This is a genomic window from Pseudomonas sp. WPR_5_2 (genome assembly GCF_003634475.1).
Classification (GTDB): domain Bacteria; phylum Pseudomonadota; class Gammaproteobacteria; order Pseudomonadales; family Pseudomonadaceae; genus Aquipseudomonas; species Aquipseudomonas izuensis.
The window spans coordinates 352,490-377,257 of sequence record NZ_RBLA01000001.1 but is presented as its reverse complement, the minus strand read 5'-3'; the positions used below and the strand labels follow the sequence as shown (position 1 = coordinate 377,257).

General features: G+C 52.6%; 27 protein-coding genes and 1 pseudogene. 20 read left to right on the top strand and 8 right to left on the bottom strand.

Translation table 11 applies throughout. The annotated features are described in order from the left end of the window. Nucleotides 1–100: 100 nt before the first annotated feature. Nucleotides 101–1,090: a zinc-dependent alcohol dehydrogenase family protein gene (locus tag BJ917_RS01750; RefSeq protein ID WP_121101372.1), complete on the top strand. Its 990-nt coding sequence runs from the start codon at nucleotides 101–103 to the stop codon at nucleotides 1,088–1,090. A 111-nt stretch (nucleotides 1,091–1,201) separates the two neighbouring features. Here the strand turns inward: BJ917_RS01750 and BJ917_RS32150 are convergent, their stop codons facing one another. Then, the gene (locus tag BJ917_RS32150) at nucleotides 1,202–1,396 is read right to left on the bottom strand and encodes a hypothetical protein (protein ID WP_121101369.1); all 195 of its coding nucleotides are present in this window, start codon (nucleotides 1,394–1,396) and stop codon (nucleotides 1,202–1,204) included. A gap of 413 nt (nucleotides 1,397–1,809) precedes the next feature. Between BJ917_RS32150 and BJ917_RS01740 the strand changes: the two genes are divergently transcribed. The 7 genes and pseudogenes from BJ917_RS01740 (at nucleotide 1,810) to BJ917_RS32595 (ending at nucleotide 7,841) form a co-directional block, all read left to right on the top strand. After that, entirely contained in the window at nucleotides 1,810–3,630 is a 1,821-nt protein-coding gene (locus tag BJ917_RS01740) for a DDE-type integrase/transposase/recombinase (protein ID WP_121101365.1), read from the top strand. Further along, nucleotides 3,631–4,653 (top strand): TniB family NTP-binding protein, encoded by a 1,023-nt coding sequence (locus BJ917_RS01735; protein WP_121101363.1) that lies wholly within the window; start codon nucleotides 3,631–3,633, stop codon nucleotides 4,651–4,653. Between the two features lie 67 nt (nucleotides 4,654–4,720). Further along, entirely contained in the window at nucleotides 4,721–5,737 is a 1,017-nt protein-coding gene (locus tag BJ917_RS01730) for a hypothetical protein (RefSeq protein WP_147432532.1), read from the top strand. Nucleotides 5,738–5,829: 92 nt separating this feature from the next. Beyond that, a pseudogene (locus tag BJ917_RS32600) lies at nucleotides 5,830–6,012 on the top strand (hypothetical protein); the annotation flags it as partial. A gap of 9 nt (nucleotides 6,013–6,021) precedes the next feature. Further along, the gene (locus BJ917_RS01725; RefSeq protein ID WP_256658485.1) at nucleotides 6,022–6,690 is read left to right on the top strand and encodes a hypothetical protein; all 669 of its coding nucleotides are present in this window, start codon (nucleotides 6,022–6,024) and stop codon (nucleotides 6,688–6,690) included. A gap of 237 nt (nucleotides 6,691–6,927) precedes the next feature. Then, a complete protein-coding gene (locus BJ917_RS01720) occupies nucleotides 6,928–7,314 on the top strand; it encodes a hypothetical protein (protein ID WP_121101354.1) in 387 nt (128 codons plus the stop codon). Between the two features lie 155 nt (nucleotides 7,315–7,469). Further along, entirely contained in the window at nucleotides 7,470–7,841 is a 372-nt protein-coding gene (locus BJ917_RS32595; protein WP_372237698.1) for a hypothetical protein, read from the top strand. A 1,107-nt stretch (nucleotides 7,842–8,948) separates the two neighbouring features. Here the strand turns inward: BJ917_RS32595 and BJ917_RS01715 are convergent. After that, complete coding sequence (locus tag BJ917_RS01715; RefSeq protein WP_121101351.1) at nucleotides 8,949–9,407, bottom strand: helix-turn-helix domain-containing protein; 459 nt, start codon at nucleotides 9,405–9,407, stop codon at nucleotides 8,949–8,951. 316 nt (nucleotides 9,408–9,723) lie between these two features. On the opposite strand from BJ917_RS01715, the gene BJ917_RS01710 reads away from it, so the two are divergent. The 4 genes from BJ917_RS01710 (at nucleotide 9,724) to BJ917_RS01695 (ending at nucleotide 11,846) form a co-directional block, all read left to right on the top strand. Continuing rightward, entirely contained in the window at nucleotides 9,724–10,236 is a 513-nt protein-coding gene (locus BJ917_RS01710) for a hypothetical protein (RefSeq protein ID WP_121101348.1), read from the top strand. 3 nt (nucleotides 10,237–10,239) lie between these two features. Next, nucleotides 10,240–10,968, top strand: a complete 729-nt coding sequence (locus BJ917_RS01705; protein WP_121101346.1) for a metallophosphoesterase family protein — start codon at nucleotides 10,240–10,242, stop codon at nucleotides 10,966–10,968. A 67-nt stretch (nucleotides 10,969–11,035) separates the two neighbouring features. Continuing rightward, nucleotides 11,036–11,440: a hypothetical protein gene (locus tag BJ917_RS01700; protein WP_121101343.1), complete on the top strand. Its 405-nt coding sequence runs from the start codon at nucleotides 11,036–11,038 to the stop codon at nucleotides 11,438–11,440. A 49-nt stretch (nucleotides 11,441–11,489) separates the two neighbouring features. Beyond that, nucleotides 11,490–11,846: a hypothetical protein gene (locus BJ917_RS01695; protein WP_121101340.1), complete on the top strand. Its 357-nt coding sequence runs from the start codon at nucleotides 11,490–11,492 to the stop codon at nucleotides 11,844–11,846. Between the two features lie 365 nt (nucleotides 11,847–12,211). On the opposite strand, the gene BJ917_RS01685 is transcribed toward BJ917_RS01695, so the two are convergent. Beyond that, nucleotides 12,212–12,511 carry a hypothetical protein gene (locus BJ917_RS01685; protein WP_121101334.1) on the bottom strand — a complete coding sequence of 100 codons (300 nt, stop codon included), beginning with the start codon at nucleotides 12,509–12,511 and terminating at the stop codon, nucleotides 12,212–12,214. 199 nt (nucleotides 12,512–12,710) lie between these two features. Between BJ917_RS01685 and BJ917_RS01680 the strand changes: the two genes are divergently transcribed. Further along, nucleotides 12,711–13,007, top strand: a complete 297-nt coding sequence (locus BJ917_RS01680; RefSeq protein ID WP_121103075.1) for a hypothetical protein — start codon at nucleotides 12,711–12,713, stop codon at nucleotides 13,005–13,007. A 167-nt stretch (nucleotides 13,008–13,174) separates the two neighbouring features. Here BJ917_RS01680 and BJ917_RS01675 read toward each other — a convergent pair whose 3' ends face one another. Together BJ917_RS01675 and BJ917_RS01670 are read right to left on the bottom strand one after the other, a co-directional pair. Then, nucleotides 13,175–14,032, bottom strand: coding sequence for a TauD/TfdA family dioxygenase (locus tag BJ917_RS01675; protein WP_121101331.1), 858 nt, complete (start codon nucleotides 14,030–14,032; stop codon nucleotides 13,175–13,177). A gap of 355 nt (nucleotides 14,033–14,387) precedes the next feature. Beyond that, nucleotides 14,388–15,413 (bottom strand): AraC family transcriptional regulator, encoded by a 1,026-nt coding sequence (locus tag BJ917_RS01670; protein WP_121101329.1) that lies wholly within the window; start codon nucleotides 15,411–15,413, stop codon nucleotides 14,388–14,390. 110 nt (nucleotides 15,414–15,523) lie between these two features. Between BJ917_RS01670 and BJ917_RS01665 the strand changes: the two genes are divergently transcribed. Then, nucleotides 15,524–16,567, top strand: coding sequence for an alpha/beta fold hydrolase (locus BJ917_RS01665; RefSeq protein WP_218570188.1), 1,044 nt, complete (start codon nucleotides 15,524–15,526; stop codon nucleotides 16,565–16,567). Nucleotides 16,568–16,706: 139 nt separating this feature from the next. Here the strand turns inward: BJ917_RS01665 and BJ917_RS01660 are convergent, their stop codons facing one another. Together BJ917_RS01660 and BJ917_RS01655 are read right to left on the bottom strand one after the other, a co-directional pair. Then, nucleotides 16,707–17,186, bottom strand: coding sequence for a 2,4'-dihydroxyacetophenone dioxygenase family protein (locus BJ917_RS01660; RefSeq protein ID WP_121101326.1), 480 nt, complete (start codon nucleotides 17,184–17,186; stop codon nucleotides 16,707–16,709). A gap of 108 nt (nucleotides 17,187–17,294) precedes the next feature. Continuing rightward, entirely contained in the window at nucleotides 17,295–18,167 is an 873-nt protein-coding gene (locus BJ917_RS01655; protein ID WP_218570197.1) for a TauD/TfdA family dioxygenase, read from the bottom strand. Nucleotides 18,168–18,748: 581 nt separating this feature from the next. On the opposite strand from BJ917_RS01655, the gene BJ917_RS01650 reads away from it, so the two are divergent. Together BJ917_RS01650 and umuC are read left to right on the top strand one after the other, a co-directional pair. Next, a complete protein-coding gene (locus BJ917_RS01650; RefSeq protein WP_121101320.1) occupies nucleotides 18,749–19,183 on the top strand; it encodes a LexA family transcriptional regulator in 435 nt (144 codons plus the stop codon). Beyond that, complete coding sequence (gene umuC / locus BJ917_RS01645) at nucleotides 19,170–20,450, top strand: translesion error-prone DNA polymerase V subunit UmuC (RefSeq protein ID WP_121103073.1); 1,281 nt, start codon at nucleotides 19,170–19,172, stop codon at nucleotides 20,448–20,450. The genes BJ917_RS01650 and umuC overlap by 14 nt, the downstream gene beginning before the upstream one ends. 97 nt (nucleotides 20,451–20,547) lie before the next feature. Here umuC and ycaC read toward each other — a convergent pair whose 3' ends face one another. Next, entirely contained in the window at nucleotides 20,548–21,180 is a 633-nt protein-coding gene (ycaC, locus tag BJ917_RS01640) for an isochorismate family cysteine hydrolase YcaC (RefSeq protein ID WP_121101317.1), read from the bottom strand. 254 nt (nucleotides 21,181–21,434) lie between these two features. On the opposite strand from ycaC, the gene yddG reads away from it, so the two are divergent. From yddG to BJ917_RS01620, 4 genes are all read left to right on the top strand, one after another. Beyond that, entirely contained in the window at nucleotides 21,435–22,334 is a 900-nt protein-coding gene (gene yddG, locus BJ917_RS01635) for an aromatic amino acid DMT transporter YddG (RefSeq protein ID WP_121101313.1), read from the top strand. Nucleotides 22,335–22,555: 221 nt separating this feature from the next. Beyond that, a complete protein-coding gene (locus tag BJ917_RS01630; RefSeq protein ID WP_121101311.1) occupies nucleotides 22,556–22,921 on the top strand; it encodes a histone-like nucleoid-structuring protein, MvaT/MvaU family in 366 nt (121 codons plus the stop codon). A 161-nt stretch (nucleotides 22,922–23,082) separates the two neighbouring features. Continuing rightward, the gene (locus tag BJ917_RS01625) at nucleotides 23,083–23,385 is read left to right on the top strand and encodes a Dabb family protein (protein WP_121103072.1); all 303 of its coding nucleotides are present in this window, start codon (nucleotides 23,083–23,085) and stop codon (nucleotides 23,383–23,385) included. A 190-nt stretch (nucleotides 23,386–23,575) separates the two neighbouring features. After that, nucleotides 23,576–24,520: a GCN5 family acetyltransferase gene (locus BJ917_RS01620; RefSeq protein WP_121101308.1), complete on the top strand. Its 945-nt coding sequence runs from the start codon at nucleotides 23,576–23,578 to the stop codon at nucleotides 24,518–24,520. Nucleotides 24,521–24,768 lie beyond the last annotated feature (248 nt).

The window sequence follows — 24,768 nt, the reverse complement described above, 5'->3', positions numbered from 1 at the left end:
ATTGTTATTTTTTGGATAACAGTCTGTATCTCTGTCCGGACTTCTGGGCAGTGCAGTGACGGATTACCTTTGACGCTTTCCAGATACCGGGAGTTTACCCATGTCAAAAGTCGTCCGTTTCCACCGTATTGGTGGCCCAGAAGTGCTCCAGATCGATGAAGTCGATGTACGTGAACCCGACGCCGGAGAGGTTCGAATCAAGGTGAAAGCTTTGGGGCTGAACCGCGCCGAGGCGATGTACCGTTCCGGCCAATACGGGTTCGTTCCTGAAATGCCTGCCATCTTGGGTTATGAAGCAGCTGGCACCATCGAAAGCATCGGTGACGGTGTAACAGAGTACGATGTTGGCGATGAGGTCAACGTCATCCCTGCGTTTTCCTTCGCTGATTACGGAATGTATGGAGAACTGGTCATCGCTCCGCTACACGCCGTTGTAATGCAGCCTGCTGGTATGACGGCAGTGGAGGGAGCGGCAACCTGGATGCAGTTTGTTACTGCATACGGGGCCCTTATCGATATTGGAAAACTCCAAAAAGGCGAAACTGTACTGATTCGCGCAGCCTCCAGTAGCGTCGGTTTAGCTGCCATTCAAATCGCAAATTTGGTGGGTGCGGTGCCTGTTGCGCTCACCCGTACAAGTGAGAAACGACAAGCTCTTCTGGATGCCGGGGCTGCCTACGTGATCGCAACTGAAGAGCAGGATCTGGTCAGTGAGATCAACCGCATTACTGACGGAAAGGGCGCTCGTATGGCGTTCGACCCGGTCGGAGGAGCTGAGGTTGCAAACATTCTTCGCTCGCTGTCTACCCGGGGTATTTTCTTCCAGTACGGCGCTCTCGAAACCGGTGATATGAGCATTCCGGTATGGGAAGTACTCGGCAAGAACCTGACTATTCGCGGATATCAGCTATTTGAGATCACCCAAGAGCCTGAGCGCCTGAGTCTGGCCAAAGCCTTCATCACCAAGGGGCTTGAGGCTGGTGCGTTGAATCCGCTGATCGCCAAAACGTTCCCGCTAGCCCAGATTGTTGAGGCTCATCAGTACATGGAGTCCAACGCTCAGATCGGCAAAATCGTTATAGAAGTTTGACTCATCAAGTCGGTATTGCGACGGGGGCCAGTAACTTTGGCCCCCGTTGTATTGTCGACGTACCTAGCGAAAAACGAAGGAGGCTTTTAAGTTACCAAAGTCGAGCCTTGGTTACTCCGGCGCCATAAGCATCGCGAGAGTTATATTGATGAACTCTTCGTCCCTGTTGATGGCCTGCAGAGCACCTCGAACGTTTTCGGCAACGTCACCCGATCCACGCTGTTCGACCCAAAGCGTGAGCTCCATGATGGCAGCCTCAAGGGCGAGTTGATTTTGGTTGATCTTGAAAAGTAGGGAAGGGAGCAGGTCTGTGTTAGTGCCTTAGGAGGCTCATTGTCAGCGTTTCCAAATTAACGGACACCCCTCAACTCTTTGACGCCCCTAAACTTTCGCCGAAAAAATTTTCTTACGCTGGATATTCAGTGGAAAAATCCAGCATTAAAAAATTTCCAACATTAAAAAAATATTTTTTAAAATCATGAAGATAGAAAAATTTTATTTCGATAATTTTGATTTTACTCCTGAGGAGGGCTATACCTTCGATTTTCATGGTTCATGAGAACAGTCATGAAATCCAAAGCACCCTCAACCCTCGATACCTTGGCCGTGGTGAGCCATTCCACCGCGGAATATCCGATCTCCGAAATGGCTGAGCGCCTGTCTGATTACCCCTTGGCCATCGTTCAGATGCCACATGCTCCCCCTAGGAGCGCGCTGAAATGATCGAGACAGGAAGCCTGGTCATCCAGAAAGGGCCCGACAGCCAGCTCTACAAAGTCGAGGAGGTAGTCGATCGCGAACGGCAATTGGTGAGGATTCGCTGCGTAAGCACTGATGCCACGATGGATGTAGATATAAACAACCTTATCAAGTTGAACCTTAGCGACCTCGTGAAAATGCAGGAGAGCATCAAGGTGCGCGCCGAGGATGCCAATAACGACGTAGCGGCTGACCCAATAACAGAAGAACAGTGGGCTCTGGCGCAGGATCGCTATAACGCATTCAAAAAGTTCATCGATGGAGATGTTGATCTCAAAACCAAAGAAGATGTCATGGCTGAGCTAAAAATCAGCCGTAGCACCTTCTACACGTTATACGATCAGTTTGATGAAGAGATCGGCATCGCATCTATGATTGTGAATGCCAAGGGACGCAAGAAGGGCAGCACGCTGCTAAGCGCAGATCAAGAAGACGCCATCATCTACTGCTACAACACTTATGCTGTCAAAGGCTGGACGTATAATTACCTCCACTCAAAGCTCCAAGCAGAATGCCACAAACGCGAGATACCATACCCATCGCTGTCGGTCATGCGTAAGCGGATAATGCTCATACCTGCCGAGGACAGGGAGGCCAAGAAGAAAGGCGATCCCACAGCAAAAGACAAGTATGCAAATCGGAAAACTCGCCGGCTCTCGCGAGCCCTGCAGGAACTTCAGCTCGATCACACGCTTGCCGATATATTCTTGCGCTCTGAAACAGATGATAAGCCAATCGGAAGGCCCTATCTTTCACTCGCTGTCTGTCCATACACGGGAGTGATTGTAGGCTTTCATCTTACCTTCGATGCACCAAGTTGCAGAACTGTTTCGAATCTGATGCTACACGCGCTGATGCCCAAAACCGAATTCATGGAGGGACTCGGCCTTGGAGGCCTCTCGTATCCCTACTATGGGAAGCCTGAGGTCATTTTTACTGACAACGCGAAAGAGTTTCGCTCCAAATCCTTCCGTCGTGCATGCGAAAAATGGGGCATGAAGGTGAGGTTCCGTCAATCGAAACAGGCGGGCGGAAAAGTCGAAAGAACTTTCGGGACATTGAACACAAAGTTTATCCACCTGCAGCGTGGTACGACTTGTTCACGCCCACTGCGTACTCGCGACTTTGATCCAGCCAAAGACTCGGTAATGACTTACCGGGAGTTTCTGATCGAGCTAACCAAGGCGATTTGCCAGTACAACGAAACCGCAGATTTCTCCGGCAAATCTCCAGCTCGACGCTGGAAAGAATACTATACCGACGCAAATGGGCGAATGCTGCTACCTGAAGCGATTCTCAACCCGAAACGCTTTGCGCTTGAAATATTGCCAGAGCGCTCAATCACGTGCACCAATTGCTACGCGGAGTATCGCGGCATCCAATATGATATTCGAGCCGCCAAGGATCATACTCGCCGGAAACTTCTTATTAAACCAGATGCGCTTAATATTCATACGATCTGGGCTTATTTGTCGGCCAAGAATGAATGGATCGAACTTGACGCAATCGACAAAGACATACTCCCGCGCACGATGATGGAGTTCTTGCTCCAGCGAAAACTTCTCGATCAACGAGGTCATCTAAGCCCAGAAGGCATCAAAGCCACACAACTGCTCAACGAAGGCCATGCCCAGAACGAAGCGAAGCACCGGCGCGCCTTGGAGGCCGGCCTCATCGACAAGCAGTATCACTCCCGTAGCGAGCGGAAGCCGAAGACCCCGACCACCCATATGAAGCGTGATTTCACACAGCGGGCATCAGCGATGCTCGGGGAGAGCTAGATGAACCATCTCAGTGAGGCCGCACGCAAGTTTATGGACAAATCTGACGAGGAGCGCATCCAGGCGTGTCGTCGAAAGATTTTCATGGTCATGCCTGAGTTCATGAAGACCTACGACATGGTTTCCGACCTTCTAGCCGCCGAGCGATTAGACAGCAACATCGGTCTCGTTATCGTGGGCCCACCCGGTGCTGGCAAGACGACCTTAGGCAAAAAGATCGCAGAGGTTTTCGAGGACTCGCCGCATGGCAAAGTCCTGTATATCGACCTGGCCAACTACGCGGAGGACATGGATCTTCGGGCCATTTTGCACCGTGCGCTGGGGGTGGTCAAAACACCCCGAAATCCCTATGCCACCTACGATAACGTCCATGAAGCGTGGCGTTTGATCAGGGAGAAAAACATTCGTGGTGTAGTGCTGGATGAGACGCACGATCTTGGGCGTGCAGTCAGTGCCAGGCGTGGCAATGCAAATCTCACAGCCCTAAGGTCGTTTTCCAACAGCGATTACGGGCTCACGATGATCATAATTGGCATCCAAAAACTCTACGAGGTGCTCGCCCCAGATACGCAGCTCACAAGCCGCTACACGATCCGTAGGGTGACGATTGAGGAATGGAAATCAGATAGTGAATTGTTAGCAAACTTTCTGACGGGTTTCGTCAGCCATCTTCCGCTCAAAAAAGAGTCCATCGTCGATGGTGTGGACTTCATGGCTTCAGTCGTTAGGCTGCGGGGTAACACCAGGGCGATCACGGATTTACTTCGCGCTTGCGCGATCGAGGCCATACGCAACGGCCAGGAGTGCATCACGTTGAAGTTGTTTGAAACTATGCACGCTGCGCTCCTCGGTGCGTTGAGCGAGGACGACATCATGCTGGAGTCGGATACAGGGGGTGGGCCAGCACAAAGCACTCAAGCCGCCCTGAAGCAACGTCGCGCTAAATCCGGGAAACGCAAGCGCTCCCCGAAGGCCGCCAATATCCCCGCAGCTCAGGATACTTCTTCAGACATCAGCTCCTAAGACGTCGACGACCAAAGATAGCCCGCTGCGCCCGAACAACACTATGGATAGAAGGCGCTCAGAGGCATTGCTTGATCGTTTCTCTCCCACTCTGCAGGTTGGGGCCAAGGCCGATCTGCATTTCGCGTTAAAACGCGTGCCTGGAGGCAAAATGGGGCGATTTCCGCGGTGGATAAGTTCCTCAGGCAATGAATCGGTACTTCAACAGTGCTTGGAGATAGTCCGAAATTCTCTCGCGCAATCGGCAACCCATCTTGCAGTAAACAGTCATGCCTCAGAACAGCATGCTGCAGCGATGCAACCACCGCCGTACCAGCCCGCGAACGAAGCCTCAGAGTCTCATGCTGACACGCAGGTGATCTTGCTTTCTGGCGATGCTGGTTGTGGTATGAGCGCGTTAATTCATCAGCTATGCAGAAGGCTCTGTCGACAATGCATCAATGTGTTGGAGCTGCCGGAAGTACCTGCTCAGCCAAACCCAACGTTGATCGATGGGCTTGTCGAAGCTCTGGGGCTGCCACCTCAGATGATGGCGGGTCAGAAGTCCCAAATTGAGTCCGTCTACAGCGCCACGTTCAAGTTACGTCGTATTCAGGTGACCGTCGTGAATGAAGTGCAATCGTACATGAGGCGCCCCTACAGCAGTGCATCACCCGTGGTTGCGAAAATCGCCGGGTTCATTCATTCCGGAACTTCAAAATTTGTTTTCTTGTGCGCCACAACCCAATGCAGCGACGCCTTGGCTGAGGGCCTTCAGATTGAAGAGATCTCTTTCTCGAGGATACAAGTCAAGAGAATGCCATTTGGTGCTTCTTACATAGGTTTTGTCACCGACACCATTGAAAGGCTGACCGGATCCCCTGAGATCCCCGAGTCCCTGCCGTTGGAGCTGTACCAGCTCTCAGATGGTTTGGTAGGCGTGACCATTCGCCATATACGGTGCTTGGTAAACCCCCGTTCTGAAACGACACGCTCCCATACGCCTCGGAAAATGACTTGGTTTCGCGGCTTCTGTCGGCCCGCCGATGATGAGACCTTTTCCTCTTGGCTCATGCGGAACGCGTTAACCGCGTCTGGTGGGTAACCGGTACAGAATTGGATAGCTGCCGGCAAGCGGCGAAATGTCGCGGGGCGAGGGACGTAGATCGCGTTTCAGACTTAGTAGCGGCAGGTAAGGTGTTGCCGAAAGCACTCCGTATTCCGACTCTCGCCAGAACGTTTCTACTGCAAGATACCGGGATACTTCCGAGCCATTACCTACTAGCATATTGCCCGCAATGCCTGGCTGATGACGTGGCACATGGGCGACTCCCTTCATGGCGCAAGGCATGGCGGCAGTACGGATATTGCGTGTGTGATAAGCACGAGATGCCCGTAACACTCTCTGTTCTGCAGCATCCAAATCCGGATCCTTTCTTTAAGGCTTGGGAGGCTTTTAGTGAATACGTCCAGTCGCCACTTTTCAGGCTTAAACGAAGGCTGGTAAGCGGCACGCTTTCTGATGGAAAACTGTTGGTGCAAGAACGCAAGGTAGGATTACTGATCCTGCGGGTTCAGAGTTGGATGATTAACGAGGTTCTCAGGGGCGTCTGCCCCAATCTTTCGCCCGCCGGAGCACGGTTTTTACTGAACGTCTTGTTGCACGAGCCAATTCACAAAAGATCGCCGGGTGGATTCGCTAGGGCGTATTTCGACTCGCGAGATCTGATTCATGTGTTCTACACCAGCAATCGGAGTCTAGGTGATCTTCATGGACACTATCTGACCGCAAGCCCCCGGCAGACCCTGACAGCCTACCTCCTGATCGGTATCGCTTATGACGTGATCAAGCAACCGGAAGCAGCGTTTCTCCACAGTGTATTGGGTGCCGCCCGGGGAGCGTTCCCAACCTGCCGTTCCGAAATTTCATACGCTGCGACCACAATGTTCTTGCCCGAGCATTGGGCAAGCATCAAATGTACGGCGCAGCGGGATGTACCCTTCGACGATCTATTACAGATCGGTTGGGTTTTTGGATACAGGCCGAGTCGTAAATGATCTAGAGCAATATTATGTATGTGCAATCCGGCTGTTGCGCCATATTTTAGGGTGCTTTGCGCATACATTAAAAGTTAAAAGCCGAACACTTCCTGCTCATTGATGAACATTTTTTAATTGGCATTTAGCTCTTTGTGATGCCGCGACTGAACCGGATAATGTGTGGGCTCAGACCTTTATTGAGAAAAAAGGTCAGCTATACTGACATCGTAGGTTACGGTGCGAGGTTTGATTGCCATGACTAAGCTATTGACTCGTAAGGATTTAGAGCGAGAGCTGGCCGAGGCGAAACAGAGGCTCGCTCAGCAGAGCGAGGAGCTTGACTCTCTGCGGGAGCGTATGGAGTTTGCGAGAGCAAGAGATTTCTTTGAGAAGTTTTACGCGATTGCTGATCGATATGGGTTTAGTGCCGAAGAAGCGCGCGCAATAGTATTAAGTGATAGTGCTCAAATTTCTGATGAGCAATGGGATGCTCGTCAAAAACAAGTTTCAGAGTCGCTATCCAATTCGCTGGAAGATCTGTTCAAATTCGCGTGCACTAACGAAATAGGACAAGCTGCACTACGTAAAGTCTTGGACGCTGGTTTGGCCAAGCACAATCGCGAGGTGGAGGAGAGCGCCTAGAAGCTTGTAATTACTTGGCTGCGATACTCAGTGATAGCTTTAGCGGGCTCCTGGTTTTAGTGGGAAGTCAATGTAAAGGTTGGTAATGAGAGGAGGGTAAAGTGACATCTGTGATTTTACGACCCAAGACTAAAGAGTATCTTGAAGGGCTTAAGATGGTCATGGATGGATCTGCGGTAGCTCTGCAGGCTGGTTACAGATACTTGTTCCTTAGTGAAGTCTCTCATCTGCTGACGGCTTACGATTATTCGTTGGAGGACATACGCAAGATTCTAAATGGAGAGTTGCCATCTCCTCCGTCTGCTCAATACCGCACATCCAAAGGTCGCGGAAAAAATGGCGTTTCGATACGCTCGGGCTCACAAACCATCAGTTCCGTGAAAGCGGCGACTCGCAGAGAGAAGAGCTATCGGAACCCTCACACTGGAGAGACCATCTCGTTACGAAGCAGTAAGAATAAGGTTCTGAAGCTTTGGCAGGAGACGTATGGGGTTGAAGCCGTTGAACAGTGGAGGTGTAACATATGACTATTAATCGGACTATTGCCGCCTGCTGGCAATTTCTATGTTTTATATTTGGGTGCTGAAATGTTTTTTAGATCACTTCGAAATATCAACACGTCGATGGAGTAATCTGGCTTATAGGTGTAGAGGTAAAGAATCATAATGTATTGCCATGGCTTGATGTAAGTTGTTGATATTCATAAGAGTTCTAGGGGGTGGCAATACCTGTATAATCATTTAATGAATTGCCTTTAATTGCCCGTCAGGAATATGTCTCAATTAGAATTTTTGCGCTCGACTGCAACCATTTCGATGGTTGCATCTGAGGGAGGACGAGGCGACGAAATGACACAAGGATTTTTCTGGCATATTCCTGAAAGGTCACCGCACAGAAGTTCTAGACTGTGGTTTAAACGGCTGAAGGCATGCGTGAGGCGAGCCAGAGTGCCTAGCTCCTAAAATATATCGTAATTTCAATATTCGTCATAAGGCTTTACTCTTACGCCATTTTCTACCAATAGTCGCTTGGTGTATTTCAAGCTTTTTCGCAGTCTCACTTTAACTTGAAACCCTGATCGCATCAGAGTAACGCGACTTGAACTAAATTCATCAGGAAGACTCCATCCCGTCTTTTCCCCAATTAGTTTGCCTACCCGCGTGAATTGTTTGAGCCTGTCCGCAACAACTCCTAGAGCATCCAGCTTTTGAGTTTTTCTCTCAAATTCCGCATGATACTCCCCCCATAGATGACTGTGCTTCGTAGCCTGAGGCGACCATCAGCGATGCTGCCCAGCATCCAGCATCTCCGCCGTCACGACAGTTGCGGCGTTTTTCAGCCACTGAGGATGGCGGGGCTTGATCTTGCCGTACAGATGATCGCGGGACATCCAGCGATTGGCCCGCGCGAAGCTCAGGACTGCTGCGAGAGAACCCGCAACTGCGTGGGATCGGAGGCCAGCGTTAGCTGGCTTCCGACAATGATTGGCAAAATGGCAACTATGCTCTTTGACACACCCGTATTTTTAGCATCTTCCTTCATCCCAGAGACAATCGCTTTTTTGTCCGCTACTGGTTTCAACAAAGCGAATCTAGCCAGCGATGACTTGAGGCCAGGTGAGTTGCTGGAACCAATCAAACCCAAAATCTCTGGACTGATGACTTTGAAATACCTAGCGCTTCGGCGACTTCCTTTCTTGATTTACCTTCCTCTTTGAGACGCTTAACAGCGAGTCTCTTGCTGTCAGCAATTTCGCGAGCCTTAGCTTTTGATACGAGGCTGGAGCTTAGCTGCTCCTCGCGTATTTCCTCATCTAGGCCGATCGAGCGGAGATGACGAAGCTCCTCCTTCAGCTTGCCTATGACTTCCAAAGAGTCCTGTCCTCTCTCGATAGACTCGCACAACACCAAAAGCGCCAGGGGTGTGATCTCAAGGCTCTTTGAAAGCTCCTGTAGCTTGCCTAGCGATATATTTTTCGGCGTGCCTGCCTCTAGGGCAAAGGCGTAGCTCCTACTAGAGGGGAGTCGTTCCTGAGTGAGCTCTCTAGTTTTTCGTAGCGCGCGAAGCACCACCGCGAGACTCTGAGTCAGCATGACGACTTGTCCTCAAAACGGAGGATAAGGCCAGCAAATTTTTGACCCAGCTACTCTGTACATAGAGCTAATGGGTCTGATATCGTGATCGCCTTCTTGTCTTAAGCACACATCCAAGAAGGATGCAACAAAAAACATTAGGCATAAATTGACACCTGCCGAATGGACGCCAAAAGCCGGAAAGGACTCATTCCTTTCTGACCGAAAGCCACATTCCCAGGCTCGTTGAATGCAGAGGAAGCGCCTCTGAGCGTGAATGGCGCATCGTGTCAGTCACGCCTTAAGAGCACTCAAACCGAAAAATTGATGCACGGATATGACCATCATGTTTATTTCAGATGACTCTTGTTTGGTTGGCCTACCTGGCTTCCCAGGCCCTGGCCGCTCGGCCTGGCGGATGGTCGAGCGAGACCCCGAGGATTTCTGGTATCACGTTCGCTTCCGCATTTTTGAAGGAGCTAGGGCTCGGTTCAAAAAATTGATGCCATCAGACCCTTCGATGCTGGCCCACCTGCTCTCTCAGCGAAGCACAGAGCAAATGATTGAGGCGGTTCAGGTTGTGACTCCCCCTTGCATGAATGGGAGTTCCTTAGAACGCATGGAAAAGTTGATCAGTGCGATCGTCGGCTACGACAAAAACGGTGAGTGCGTACTGCTCCATAAAGTCGATAGCGGAGCAATCTACACTAGCTCTCCCGGTGTGACCGACGCAGGCTCGTTCAGCAAATTTCGAATGTTTTACGACGCCACGACTGCCGCCGGAAAGCATTTCCATTGCACCAACTGTCAAACCCCGAATCGTTCTGCCACTACAACGGCAGCAGAATAATCCATGAAAATCCAAATTTATTCAGATCTGCACCTCGGCTTCGCTCGATTCGAGCCCGCCCCAAGCGCCGCGGACGTAGTCATTCTCGCTGGTGATATTGATATCAAATTGCGTGGAGTCTCGTGGGCAAATGACACATTCCACTGCCCAGTGATCTATGTGTGCGGCAATCACGAGTATTACGGCGGCCACATCGATCGCACGCTTCGAAAAATGAAGGACGCCGCAGCGCCACATGTCCACGTCCTTGAAAATGAAATTTTGATCCTGAACCAAACACGCTTTTTGGTCACGACTGCATGGACAGATTACTCGTCGACCGGAGATGTCGTTGCCGCGAAACGAGTCGCTTGGGACTGGATGAACGATTTCACCGTGATCAGAACCGATGAAAATTTCCGACGTTTGCGTCCTGATGACTTGATCGCAAAATCACAGGCGGCGTACGCCTGGCTTACTGGGGAACTGGACAAGCCCTTCGCCGGTAAAACTGTTGTCGTCACGCACCATGCTCCTACGTCGGAATACGTGAGTGGGGATTTTCCTGCACACCTTAGTGCTGCGTACGCAAACAATTGGCCTGAGCTTCTGGGGAAGGCCGATCTTTGGGTGTATGGACATACCCACATCGCTGCGGATTTCGATAAAGGAGGATGCCGAGTAGTGTCAAATCCTCGCGGATACCCGACCGAAGAGAGCGGTTTCGATCAGGACTTTCTGATCGAGATTTGATGAGCCGTCTCTCAGTTATGAACCTTAGCGAACTGAATTTCGCTGCGTACGAATTCGAGAAAATTACATGGTCACGTTAGAAGAAATCTCGCAGCTACTTTACGGCGCAGGCGCGGAGATGGCTGGCTGGTTGGGGTCTGAGGAAGACCTGATCTATTTAGCAGCAAAGTCATTCCCAGGCAAAGCATTCTGCGTTGTTCGGCAGTGGAATTTGATCGACCTTACGGTTAACCCTGATGAGAAAGAAAAGCTCACCGGGCTCGGTCTACTGCCCGCGACTCTGTTCGCGCACGAAGTTGTTTTTGATAGTCGAAATCGATTTCAGGCGGGCATGTGGGTACGCAGTAACTTCGGAAAATCCTTCGCAGAAGGCTGCATGTTTGAAACCAACAGTACGGTCTACCTCCTTCTCGGGGCAGGACAGAGAAAAGAGGCTAGCATTGGTGCTGCTTTTTCGATGAAAGTAGGGTGAGCGATGCTCGCCGACAATTTATACAGAGTCGTTTTGGAGCTTGGATTGGATGCCTGAAGTAATTGAGCTGGAGTTTCATAGTAAAGATTTCAGCGATTTTCAGCTGAGCCGTTTGGTGCGAGCAAGCCTTCGCAAATACACGGTGCCTGTCACGGCATTCATCAGCGACGCTTTTATTTCGGATGACACATGCGTCGGGGTTTCATTCGATCACTCTGATAAGGATGATGCCTACCACAGAGCGGATGGTTCCATTCTCCGCACAGGTAAAATTCAGTCAACGAGGAAAGAGGAGCGGTTTTGGCTGCTCGAAACTCAAGACGGTAATTACGTCATCGCTAGCTTCAAGCGGGGCCTCGGCAGAGCGAGTTTACTGAAGCTTCTCGAATCCGCCGACCATTTCTAAATGATGGTGCGACGTCCGCTTTTCCTCTCGAAAAAGGGCCAACCAGTCACATGGCGGAAGAACGATGGTCAGTTGCTCAAGCAGCAACCCACTTTGACGAGTTGCTCGATCAGATGATCAGGACTAGTAAACCGATTTTCATCGATGGTGAGCGAAGGAGCGCTGTGTTGATCTCGATCGAAGAGTGGAACGCCATCCAGGACAAAGTCATGCCCAGCGTTCCGTCAAACCTCTGAAAAATCGCTTACTAGGCCTCCTACGCTTTTAATCGTCAGCGCTCCGAGTTGGCCGTGCGGAGCGCTTCAAACTGCCTCTATCCTGAGATGCTCATTTTGCCGTCGGACGGATTCACAGCTCGCCTTGACTCAGTAACCGTACTCGTTCAGCAGCCTCTGCAAAAACTCACGACGCCGTTGGACGATGCTTAAGACAAGATAGTCGCGCTCGGTATCTCCCGTCGACAAATGTCCCGCGTCCACAAGACCATGGATGTAGCCTTCGGCTCGGCCTCTTGCTTCAAGCAACGCCTCTTTGGATGTGCTTTTGATGATGTCTTCAGCGATGAGCTGCCACCGCTTTTTCTGCCAGTGCCCAACGGGGTCGTCGGAGAATTTCGGTGCGTTGATCAGGGTGTTGAAATCGGCATGCGCGGTAGGTGTGTTCAAAGCGGACTCTCGCAACAGTTACGTCTGTGCCGGAGGCTATCATGCGCACACTAAATCACCTGCTGTTGGCTGGCTTTTGTAGGCGCTGGCGCGAAGGAACGATTTCAATGATGGTGCACGCTTTCGGGGGCGTCTTCGAACATTGTGGAGCGTGCAAACAGTGCTATTCAGCGAGCACATTTTTAGCCCGGAGATCGATATGGGATACCTCAGCCTAGAGGATATCTACCCCGATGACGTACAAAAGTATGGCCATATGCGGGTGGGAATGACCGACCTCTATGTAAAAGATAATCACGCCATTTATGGTGTGGTTACGCGTGGTGAATGCCGCGAGCTGACCAGCAGGTTACTGCGTGACGAAGCGATACAAATGATCATCAGCGCTAAGCTCGCCGAGCTGCCCGAGGACTACGATCCGTGGATTAGGCGGATCGAACGCAATCGCGCCTTACACGCTAGGTATGGGGACAAATTCGATCCCTGGGGGAGATGACTAGCAGCCCCCATGGCCAATCACAAATGCAGCGCCTCAGGGTCGCTTATCGACCCATTGAAGTCGTTCGATAGCGACTGCAAATGGCAAAAGTAGCTTGACGCAAAGGCCGGTAACCGATCCCAGAGACACTCGCAAGCGCCTCTGAATTCAGGGTCGTTTATTTATCAGTAGGGTTTGTCGCCAACGATGGCCGCGCGCTCCATTTTGCGATGGCAGGGCGGATAGTCCATCACCGCATAATGCTGGGTGCAACGGTTGTCCCAGATCGCCACGTTATAGGGCTTCCAGCGCCAACGCACTTGGTACTCGGGATTGTAGGCCTGGCTGATCAGGTACTGCATCAGGTCGGAACCGCCCTTGTTGTAGTCCTGGCCGAAGCGGACACGTCCCTCGCGGTGGTAATTCACGAAGTGGGTCGTGAATGCGTTGACGAACAACACTTTCTCGCCGGTTTCGGGATGGGTGCGCACTACCGGGTGTTCGGCATCCGGGTATTGCTCCTTCATCGCCAAGCGCTTTTCCTGCGGCATGGCAGCCGCGAAAGAAGCGTTGAAGCTGTGGCTGGCGATCAGGCCCTCGATTTCCTGCTTGACGGATTCCGGCAGTTTTTCATAAGCCAAGACCATGTTCGCCCACATGGTATCGCCGCCGACCGGTGGGCATTCGATGCAACGCAGTACCGCGCCCATCGGGGGCGCTTCACGAAAGGTCGTATCGCAATGCCAGGAGTTTTCGTAGCGATCCGCCGGTTTCTCCGGAGTCTTGTAGATTTGCACCAGGCCTGGGGCCTCCGGGTGGCTGGGAACCATCGGGTGGGTTTCGAGTTGGCCCATGCGCATCGCGAAGGCCATGTGGTCTTTGCGTGAGAACTTCTCAAAATCCTGGTCGCGCAGGAACAGCACTTTGAACTTCAAAAGCGCCGCGTAAATGTCATTGAACAAGCCATCATCGCGCACTGCGTCACCGAGGTTTACATCGTGCAGTTCTGCACCAATGGCACAGGTCAGTTGTTCGACTCGCATTGCGTCTCCATTTCAATTGTTAATTGCCAGGCCGTGGTCTTTGCAGTGAAGTCATGCCTTGGTTCACGGCGGCGTTTGTTATTGTTGGGCCAATCTGTGGGAGTGCGACGAAGCGGGATATGGGTATCCGGCAGGTTTTGCGGGCTCTTGTGAGCAGAGCCGGGTCGCGGCCTTATAGTAGGTAACAGGAGAGTCAGGATGTGGGCATTGCAGGACAATTTCTTCGCTTTTTGGGACGACGAAAATGAGTCGATGCCTGAGGGTGGAGTTAAAAGCGTCGAGGATGCGTTGGTTCAGTCGACTTGGATGACCGCTAGGCGTGTGAGTCGCCTCTGAACCTATCTTCTGAAGTGATTTAGATCGGGGGTGTTGCTTTGCTCTCTCGGTAGGATGTGGCCCAAGCCGAAGGCGTCTTGCCGAACTGGCTGCGGAACCAGCGTGAAAAGTCTCCCGCAGAAGAAAATCCGAGAAGTTCGGCAACTTCATACAGTCGGCGCTTGCTATTGGCTAAATACTCTTCGGCGAGTTCAGCACGAACAGCGTTGATGATCGTTGTCACGCTCTGTCTTTCACTCGCCAGGTGACGGTTAAGTGTGCGTCGATGCATGCCAAGGTGTTGGGCAATGCCATCGACAGAACACAGCCCGCTTGGCAGCAGCATCTTGACGATCTGACGTACTCGCTGAGTCGGCTCGTCTTGCAGATTAGCCAGCTGCATGTCCAGTGATCGCTTGACCTCCCGATTCAACGCGGGGTCAGCCGCAGGAATGGGCATGTCCAGATCGCGCCCGCGGCAAATGATGGCATTGAGTTCCTGTGAAAACTCGATAGCGGGCCCTAATACGCGGTGATGGATTTCCAGGTTGGAAGGGCATTCATGGGTGAAGCAGACCCTTATCGGGCGGAAGGTATTGCCGCTCAGAATACTCAACGTACGCAGCATGATCCCGGTCGACTGTTCGATAGCCTGACGCCAGACACCATGATGACCCTGCATGTTCACGCCCACATGCAGCAAGGTCAGATCGCCCGCATCTTCAAGCCGCAATTGCACACCGGCGTTATGCAGGCGCATATAGCGGAAGCAAGATTGCAGCGCTGCCCGAAGTGTTGGTTCTTCGCGGATTAGCAACGCCAACATGCCAAAGTTGGAAAGGAGTCTGTGCTCTGCCATTAACAGCCCAAAAGCCACTTGCCCGGACAGACGCGCGGACTCCTCCAGAAGCCATCCCACTGAGTCGCTACTGATCATGATATTCGGATCGTCGAGGATGCTGGCCGGCAGTTTGGTCAGTCGCAGCATACGAAAAGGATCGAGCCCCACTGAACGGGCAACCGGCTCATAGCCGGTAAGGCTAGCGCTTCGCGTGAGGCTATACATGTTTTCCTCGTGTCCCAGATTCCCAATTTTGTGTCCTAAGAAGCTTAGTGCGAAACACCTTGTCAGGGCTACCTTCAACTCCGACAACGACAAAAAAATGGAGGTAGTAAATGGATACGCCCGCTGCAATGCGCATGGGGCAGTCGCTCGCCGCAATGGGGCAAGTGGATGCCGACGACCCAGACGCATTCAACCACTGCTTTGCTGAAATCAACGGCATTCGCATGCATTACGTCGACGAAGGGCAGGGCCCACTCGTCATTCTGCTGCATGGGTTTCCTTATCTCTGGTACATGTGGCGGCGCCAGATCCTGGCGTTGGCCGAGGCTGGTTATCGGGTCGTCGTCCCTGATCAACGGGGATTTGGGCAGACAGATCGACCTGACGCCATCGAAGCCTATGACATGAGCCAGGCCGTCGGCGATATGGTTGGTTTGATGGCGGCAGTGGGCGAAACATCTGCGGTGATCATTGGGCATGACTTGGGCGCTTGGGTGGCCCAAGCGTCGGCCATGCTGCGCCCGGATCTGTTCCGCAGCCTGGTGATGCTCAATACGCCCGTGCCCCCACGGGGCAAGATCAAACCAACCGTAGCTTTACAGGCAATGGCAAAGGGCAGGGTGTACCACCATCTGTATTTCCAGCAGCTCGATAAGCCGGATCGCGAGTTAGCGAATGATCCGCGCAAGACGTTGCGCAGTGTCTTCTACTCGATCTCCGGCAATGCAGTCGGAGCAGAACGCTGGCGCTTGTTCGTCGAGCCTGGGGAGCCCATTCTTAATGCTTTCACGGAGCCCAAGGGGGAGTTCCCGTCATGGTTGAGCGCGCGGTCGCTCGACTACTACGTCGCGGAGTACACACGTACAGGGTTTACCGGTGCGTTGAATTACTACCGCTGTCGCGACCGGAATTGGGAAATCACAGCGTTTCTCGACGGGGCGGTCATTCGCCAGCCAAGCATGTTCATCGGTGGTGCTGCTGATCCGTCACTTGAACCCGCCGAAATACGTGGCCTTTACGAGCAACTCGACACCTGGTTGCCTGGATTGCGGAAAAAGGTGCTGCTTGCCGGTGTAGGCCATAGCGCGGCGGAAGAGCGTGCCGACCAAGTCAACGAATTGCTGCTGGAGTTTCTTGAGCAGTTGGAACGCTAGGGCCTGCGTTCTGCACTGTAGGTGGTGGCGCTCACGCACGGTGCATCGTGACATTCGAGCGGCTAAGGGGTTATTCGATATGACGCACAACCGGCACCCCTAAACACCGGGGATGCCGGTACTTCTCATGCCATCCGGATCAGTTGAACGCCGTCAGATCTTTCGGCGTGATGTCGTGTTGCTCGCAATAGGCAAGGTAGCGATGCAATCCGGATTTCCAGTTTTCGAGCGCAACGATGTTGTCGTTCCCGTCCAGGAACGCGAGATCACCGGTTACGTGAACCAGCGTCAGCACATACCCGTCGGCGCTTCCCGTGTTGACGACTTCGGGGGTGTGAGTCGATGCGGCAGTCTCATAGACGATGCTGCCAGGGCCGGCGATCCAGTCATGCTCCTTGTATTTCCACCGGCCTTCGATTGTGTAGACCATCACCGTTCCAGTGTGATGGTGCTTGGGGAGTTGCATGTCTATCGGCGCCTTCATCATGACGATCCATTCACCATGGATCGGGTCGAGCTTGAAGTACTTGAGCAGGACGTTTTCCGCATAGGGTGTGAACGGCACCCACGGCAATGTTTCACCATCGATGACGGCAGTGTCGACGTGTTCGTAGAGCATGGGTCTCTCCTTTGACGCAGTTCAAATCGAGTATTTGTTGGCAGCCAGGATCGCCCGACCATCGGTGATGGCCGGGGGGGGCTTGGAGGCTCCACCGAGGATTCGGGATCAGGTGAGCGGGGTGCCCGCGAGAGTGGCGCGCAGCATCTTTCGTGGTGCATTGCCGTAGTCAGCCACCGCGTAGTGCTGGACTTGCAAGTTGTCCCACATGGCAATCGTGTTGGTTCGCCATTTCAAGCGTACCTGGTACTCCGGGATCGCGGCCTGAGACGTCAGGTAGTTCATCAAATGATGAGCCTCCGGCATGAAGTCCTGTCCGTAGCGGATATCCTCGAAGTTGAAGAAATTCGAGAAGTGCGTGGTGAACGCGGAGTTGACGAATAGCACCTTTTCGCCTGTTTCTGGATGAATCAGCACCACCGGGTGCTCGGCGGCAGGGTTTTTCGCAGCCATTGCGTGACGTTCTTCACGTGGCAACTGGGCACCAAAGGAGTGCTCGGCACTGTGCTTGGCGTATAGACCATCGATCCGTTGTTTGATGGCTTCCGGCAAATTCTCGTAAGCCATCACCATGTTTGAGAACAGAGTGTCGCCCCCGGATTCAGGGCCCTGCTCGCAGCGCAATATCGCTCCGCGAGGTGGTGCCGGTTTGAAGGTGACATCGGTATGCCAAAGGTTTTCGCGACTGGCCTTCTCGACAAAGCTCTTGGGTTTACTTGGGTCGAGATTGCGGTACAACATCAACAGTTTGTCTGCTTCCGGATGGCTCGGCGCCAGGGGATGACCTTCCAGCCTGCCGAATTGAGCGGCGAACATCTGTTGCTCCAAGGGGCTGATGTTCTGATCTCGGAAGAACAGCACTTTGTGTTTCAACCAGAGCGCCCTGATTTCCGCGATCAGGTCGGAGTCCTGGGTCGCATCGGCTATATTGATGTTGCTGAGTTCGGCGCCGATGGCTGGGGAACAAATCTCCACCTTGATTGAATGCTGTCGGACTGACGGCCGGATTATGGCGGATGCCGAGGGGGTGATAGGTGAAGGAGTGTCTTGGTCTGCGGCGACTGCTGTCATTATTATCTCCAATACGTGCTGTTCAGCGGTGCGCAATAGGGGCATCCGCTATAGGTAGCGCCCTCGGTTGATTGAACAGGGGCGCTCCTATAGTAGGTATCTTGGGTGCAATGCTATTGGCGCGACAGGACAGTTTCTTCGCGTTTTGGGACAAGAAATTGAGGTGAACGGACTGTGTTTTGATGTCAGTCGGGTGTCTGCTTTTGGCTGATTCCTGCCTGTTGCATGCCTTGTTCCTTGCCCAGTTTGGTTTAGGGAAAAACCAATGCGATTGGTGGGTTGAATGCAAACCGGTTGGCAGTGGAATGCAGTTCGCAACCTCGGACGGCACATCGACGTTCGGTCAGGTTTCAGCTCTCATGACTCCTGGCCAACCTCCAAACATTCCTCCAAGAAAACCCATCGGTCGCAATTTTCTTAGCCCGAGATTGACCGCAAGCCGTCTTCGACGTTAACTGTATGTATATACAGTTTTGGTTAAGGCATGCCTCATGAGCGTCACCATCCTCGGCCCGTTGGCGGAAGGGGGAGTTCAGCTTCCCTTCTACTCGTTCAAAGTCCCTGCGGGATTCCCATCGCCGGCTGCAGATCATCTCGAGCAGCACATCTCCATCGACGAGTTGTTGGACATCCGTGCGCCGCATATCTACCTGGTGCGCATCGAAGGGCACAGCATGGAAGGCGCCGGGATCTTCGATGGTGATATGGCAGTGGTGGATCGCTCGATTACTGCTGAGCACGGACACATCGTGATCGCCGCAGTGAATTCGGAGCCCGTGTGCAAGCGCCTTTGTAAGCGTGGGCCCAATATCATCTTGATGTCCGAAAACCCAGGTTATCCGCCGCGCTACATTCTCGAGGGCGACGAGCTCATCATCTGGGGTGTGGTGACTTTCAGCGTGCGTGCTCATGATCCAAAAGCCTGATCCTGTCTTCGCGCTGATCGACTGCAATAGCTTCTATGCGAGCTGTGAACGCGTGTTCCGCCCTGACTTGGCCAAGACACCCATCGTGGTGCTGTCGAACAACGACGGCTGCGTGATCGCTCGCAGCGCGGACAGCAAGCCGTTCGTGAAAATGGGTGAGCCGTACTTCCAGATCAAGCACAAACTCAAGCAGCACGGCATCGTCGCGTTCTCGTCGAACTACGCGCTGTATGGCGACATGAGCGAGCGCGTGATGAGCGTGATCGAGTCGCTTGTACCTGCTGTCGAGGTCTACAGCATCGATGAGGCCTTCGCGGATCTAGCTGGCGTTCCTGGTGATCTCGAAGCACTCGGACGACGGATACGTGCCCAAGTTTACAGAAGCACTGGTATCCCGGTCGGGGTAGGTATTGCCGGCACGAAAACACTCAGCAAACTCGCCAATCACGCGGCCAAAAAGTGGCAAGCGCAGAGTGGCGGAGTGGTGGATCTCCGTGATCAAACCAAGCGCGATTGGGTGCTGAAAAAATGCTCGGTCTCTGATGTCTGGGGAGTAGGACGGAAGATGACCTTGCACCTAGAAGGGATGGGCATCAAGACAGCTTGGGATCTCTCCAAAACCGATCCCTGGATGTTGCGCAAAAAATTCAGCGTGGTGATAGAAAAAACGGCGCGCGAGCTTGCCGGCACGCCATGCCTGGAACTCGATGAGCCTGACCCGCGGAAGCAGGAGATCTGCTGCAGCCGCATGTTCGGCAAGCGTCTCACCGAGATTGCACCGATCAAAGAGGCCGTAGCGACCTATATGATGCGAGCCACGGAGAAGCTCCGAGCCCAGCAATCACTGTGCAAGAAAATTCGGGTGAGCATTCGCACCGGCATGTTTAATCCAGAAGAGGCAAAGTACGCCAATGGTGTCCTAGTGGAATTGCCCTATCCAACGGACGATCTGCGTTTGATGACAAAAGCTGCCGTGGAAGCGGTGGATCAAGTCTTCCGACCAGGCTTCAAGTACAGCAAAGCTGAGGTGCTTCTGGTTAGCCTTTGCCAAAAAGGCGAATACACAGACGACCTCTTTGCGATCTCCCAACCGGCTGCAACCGAAAAGGTAATGGGGGTATTGGATGCCATCAATGGTCGATGGGGCAGGGGCACGATGCGTCTCGCTAGTGTCCCAACCGATCCAGATTGGGGTATGCGGAGGGAGATGATGAGTCAGAGTTTCACAACGAGGGTTGATCAGCTTTGGACTGTGTACTGTCGGTAGCTCTTATCGTCTGCTAGAGCTCTTCGCTGAACGCAGCCAACTCGACCAGAACAATATGAAAAGCCCGCGAATGCGGGCTCTACATTAGCTGACAGACTTACGCTTGGCGTGCAGTCAGCGCCGAGTAACTGTTCATCAGGTTGCGGTAGTTCGGAATACGTTGTGAGAGCAGATTACCCAAGCCTTCGATGTCGTAGCGCCAGTCGCGCTGCAACTCACAGGCTACCGAAAACCAGTTCATCATCTGAGCGCCTGCCTGCGTCATGCGGTTCCAGGCTGCCTGTTGCACGGTGGTGTTAAAGGTGCCGGAAGAGTCGGTTACCACGAACACCTCAAAACCTTCAGCCAACGCCGACAAAGTCGGGAATGCCACACAGACGTCAGTCACCACGCCGGCGATGATCAATTGCTTGCGACCGGTCGCCTTGATTGCCTTCACGAAGTCTTCGTTGTCCCAAGCATTGATCTGTCCAGGTCTTGCGATGTAAGGCGCGTCTGGGAACATCTCTTTAAGTTCTGGAACCAGTGGGCCATTGGGGCCTTGTTCAAAGCTGGTAGTGAGAATGGTCGGCAGCTCGAAGAACTTTGCCACGTCCGCCAGAGCCAACACGTTGTTTTTGAATTCGTTAGGTGAGAAGTCCTGAACCAGGGAAATGAGACCGGTCTGGTGGTCAACCAGCAGAACTACGGCGTCATCTTTGTTCAGGCGGTTGTAGGTAGGGTGGCTCATGATGAAATCCTTTCGAGTTAAGTGATTGGCGTCGTTCAACATGGCACAGATTAGGGATTGGGAACGGTCAGAAAAAGGCGTTGAAAACGGTTTAACTATCAATCCAGAGGAGACAATGCTGGATAGACTCCTGCCTTTGAGCTCAGTAGGGGACATTATCGTGGCGTGGGTATCAGGCTTCTGAGACTTTGATCTCAATGCTGGGGTTTATCCCGTTCCTGTAGACTCGCCGACTTTTTGGGCGAGAGGGGAAGATGCGGATTAGGGGTGAGCGTGCCGCCACAGCTTGTGGATTAGTGGCGATTCTTCTGTGGAGCACCGCCTCAGGTCTAATCAGGAGCGTGAGTGAAGTCTTCGGCCCACTGGGTGGCGCAGCCATGATCTATACATTGGGCGCGATCCTGCTTGTGTGCTTACTGGGGAAACCTCGCCTGCGCTCCGCACCTAAACTCTATCTCGTCTTGGGCAGTGCCCTGTTTGTCGCTTATGAGGTCTGCTTATCCTTGGCTTTAGGGTTTGCCAGCAACCGTAATCAGGCAATCGAACTGGGTGTGGTAAATTACCTATGGCCGTGCCTTACCGTCGTTCTAGCCATCATCATGAATGGGCAAAAGACGCGGTGGATCATCATCCCAGGTACGGCACTCGCCCTCTTTGGTATTTTGTGGGTAGTGAGTGGGGATGGCTTGTCACTGCCAGGCATCGTTGCCAACGTGGAATCCAATCCGCTCAGCTACAGTCTCGCTCTCGCTTGCGGAATCACATTCGCTTTATATTGCAACGTTACTCGCCGGTACGCGGACGGGAAAAATCTTGTGGTGTTGTTCTTCGTCCTAACGGCGATTGTGCTTTGGTCGAAATACTTCTTCAGCAGCGAAGTGATTCCAGCGTTGACCCTGGGTAGCAGCCTGCAACTTGCCGCCGCCGCTGTGGGAATGGCTGGTGGGTATGCCCTCTGGAACATTGGCATCTTGCGCGGAAATCTTACCTTGCTTGCTACCGCTTCCTACTTTGCGCCAGTGCTGTCGTCAGCGTTCGCTGCAGTTTGGCTGGGTGCTATGTTGAAAATGCAGTTTTGGCAGGGGGCAGCTCTGGTTACTGTAGGCTCGCTCATTTGCTGGCAAGCGACCCGGCAGCGAAGTGATTCCGTGTAACTACCGGGGTTAGGCGTTACATACCAGGGTTTCGGCCCCTGGCTTCCACGCTTAGGGAACAGTACCAAACCGCATATGGTGTGTGGGTAAGTCGATGTTGCTCTACTTACAGGGAAAAGAGGACATCTGAAGCTGTTTGGATAGATCTTTGGTGACGATTAACAGCCCATCGCTTAGCATGGGATTTATATTTTTCATCATTTCTAATAGGAGAGGATCGTATGTCCCGTCTGGCTGAATATCGCAAACTAGAGCAGCAACTAGCTGCGCAGCTTGCAGAGCTCGAGTCGATGAAAAGCGATTCTGGCCTGAAAAAAGAAATGGAATTTGAGAGCAAGCTGCGCGCTTTGCTGGGTGAGTACGGATATAGCCTGAAAGACGTGATCAACTTGCTTGATCCACAGGCGGGCCGTCGTGCTCCAGTAGCTGAGTCTAAAGTTGGCAGCCGCAAACCGCGTCAAGTGAAGGTCTACAAGAACCCGCACACCGGTGAACTCGTCGAAACCAAAGGCGGCAATCACAAAACGCTGAAGGAATGGAAAGCACTGCACGGCGCCGCGACCGTTGAGTCCTGGCTGACCAACTGATCTCAGATTGAGTACAAGAAAGGGCCTTTCGAGGGCCCTTTTTTTTGGATGAGGCTATGGCCATGAAAAACAGGACAGGCCCACTATCCAATGGAAGGAGACTTCGCTTGATCGCTCCATGCTAAATGAGTCAGTTTTTAACTCTTCTAGGATGCGGGAAATTGATCAAGCACATTGTCATGAGGAGGGTAGCTGGTGCCGATGAGGCTGAGCGCACCTCGGCTGCTCAGTTGGTGAAAAAACTGTTCGAGGAGCTGCGTGGTCGTATCCCAGGGATGCTGCATATTGAGATAGGCATTGATTACTGCCACTTCGAGCACAGCTCTCAGGCGGTGCTCTACTCAGAATTTGAATCGGAGGCTGCGCTGAGTGCTTACGCCACGCACCCAGAGCATCTGCGCGTGCGAGACCTTCTGCTTGGGGTTCGTATCACTCGCCATCAGGTCGATTACCACGTCGATTGAAGGTGATAGGGCAAAACTCTCTGAGATCTAAATTCGTTCGGCCTGAAGGTGGAGCGAGGTGACTGGAGTCATAACAGTAAGACAAGCATCGAGCGTTTTCGGGATTTTTCGCGTACCGCGCTTAGCTAGCTGAAGGTTTCCCTGATACGACTGGTAGGATGGCACTCTCACATCGCCAGCAGGGTTGCGCATGTTCGATTTACTCAAGCTGCTCACCGACAACAGCCCATCGCTCACTCGAGACATGCTGGCCTGGTTTGAAAAGTTTCCAGCAGATGCAGCGTGGAATGTCTATTCAGATTATTGCGTGGGCAACACTGATAAGGCCAACGACAGTTTCTCGTTCGTCATCACACTCAACCATGACACTGATAAGAATTTCTCAGAATACATTGCGAACGTAGCCCCCAAGGATCTGAAGAAAACCCGCCAGGCTTCGGAGGGGCTGATCTCCTACCTCAATTGCCCTGTGGCGTTCAGCGTCTCGTTCATCGTTGAGCGGGATTCAAAGCTGCTCAGAGATTTCATAACTGACGACAATATTCATGGTTTTTGCTTAGGGCTGCGTGAGCTGATTGCGTTGTGGTCGGCTGAGCCTGGAGCAGATAGAGAATACTGGCAGCGAATCGACAAAGCCCTTGGAGAGTTTGCATTTGATGTTAAGCGGAAGAAATTCAATGCCAAACTTGCTAGGCAGGTACTGCTGACATCTACCTTTGCGGCATTCCTATTCTTGACTCTGAATCAGCTCAAGGCCCCGGCGTACCTCCGTTGGGTGACTGATCGCGATGCAACTTTCGAGAGGTACAACGAGGTCGCTTTTGATATCGCATACATATTGTTTCTCCTTTTTCGCCTCCAGGCAGGCACTGTGAAAGACCCTAACAAACCCCAGTTTTTGTTTGCCTACCCGTATATGGACGGTAAAACAGATTATGCGGAGCACGTCAGGCTTCCAGACTACTTAGCTGGACTTTGCGCCGACATAAAGCTGCCAAGCATGGAATTCAGTCATACGAAATTTGTGCACATTTTCGGCGATGCAATTATCAATTCAACAAACAATGTTGTTCTTCAGATCTTGGGCAACCCAGAGAAAATCACAGCCAGGCGCCTCGCCTTTAGGGACGATTAATGAGCGCTCCTTTTAGCGAATCAATTGCACAGCACGGTGCCGCAACCGTTGAGTCTTGGCTGACCAAGTGATCTTGGTTGGAGTACAAGAAAGGGCCCTTCGAGGGCCCTTTTCATTTTGACGATTTTTTGGGCAGTCGTCTCAGCACTCCATTTCGTCGGACTCGCGAACGGTGCTGAGTAACTTTTTCACGTCCGACATTGAAGGTGCATAAGCTCCTGCATGGCTGCAGGATAGGCGGGCACGAT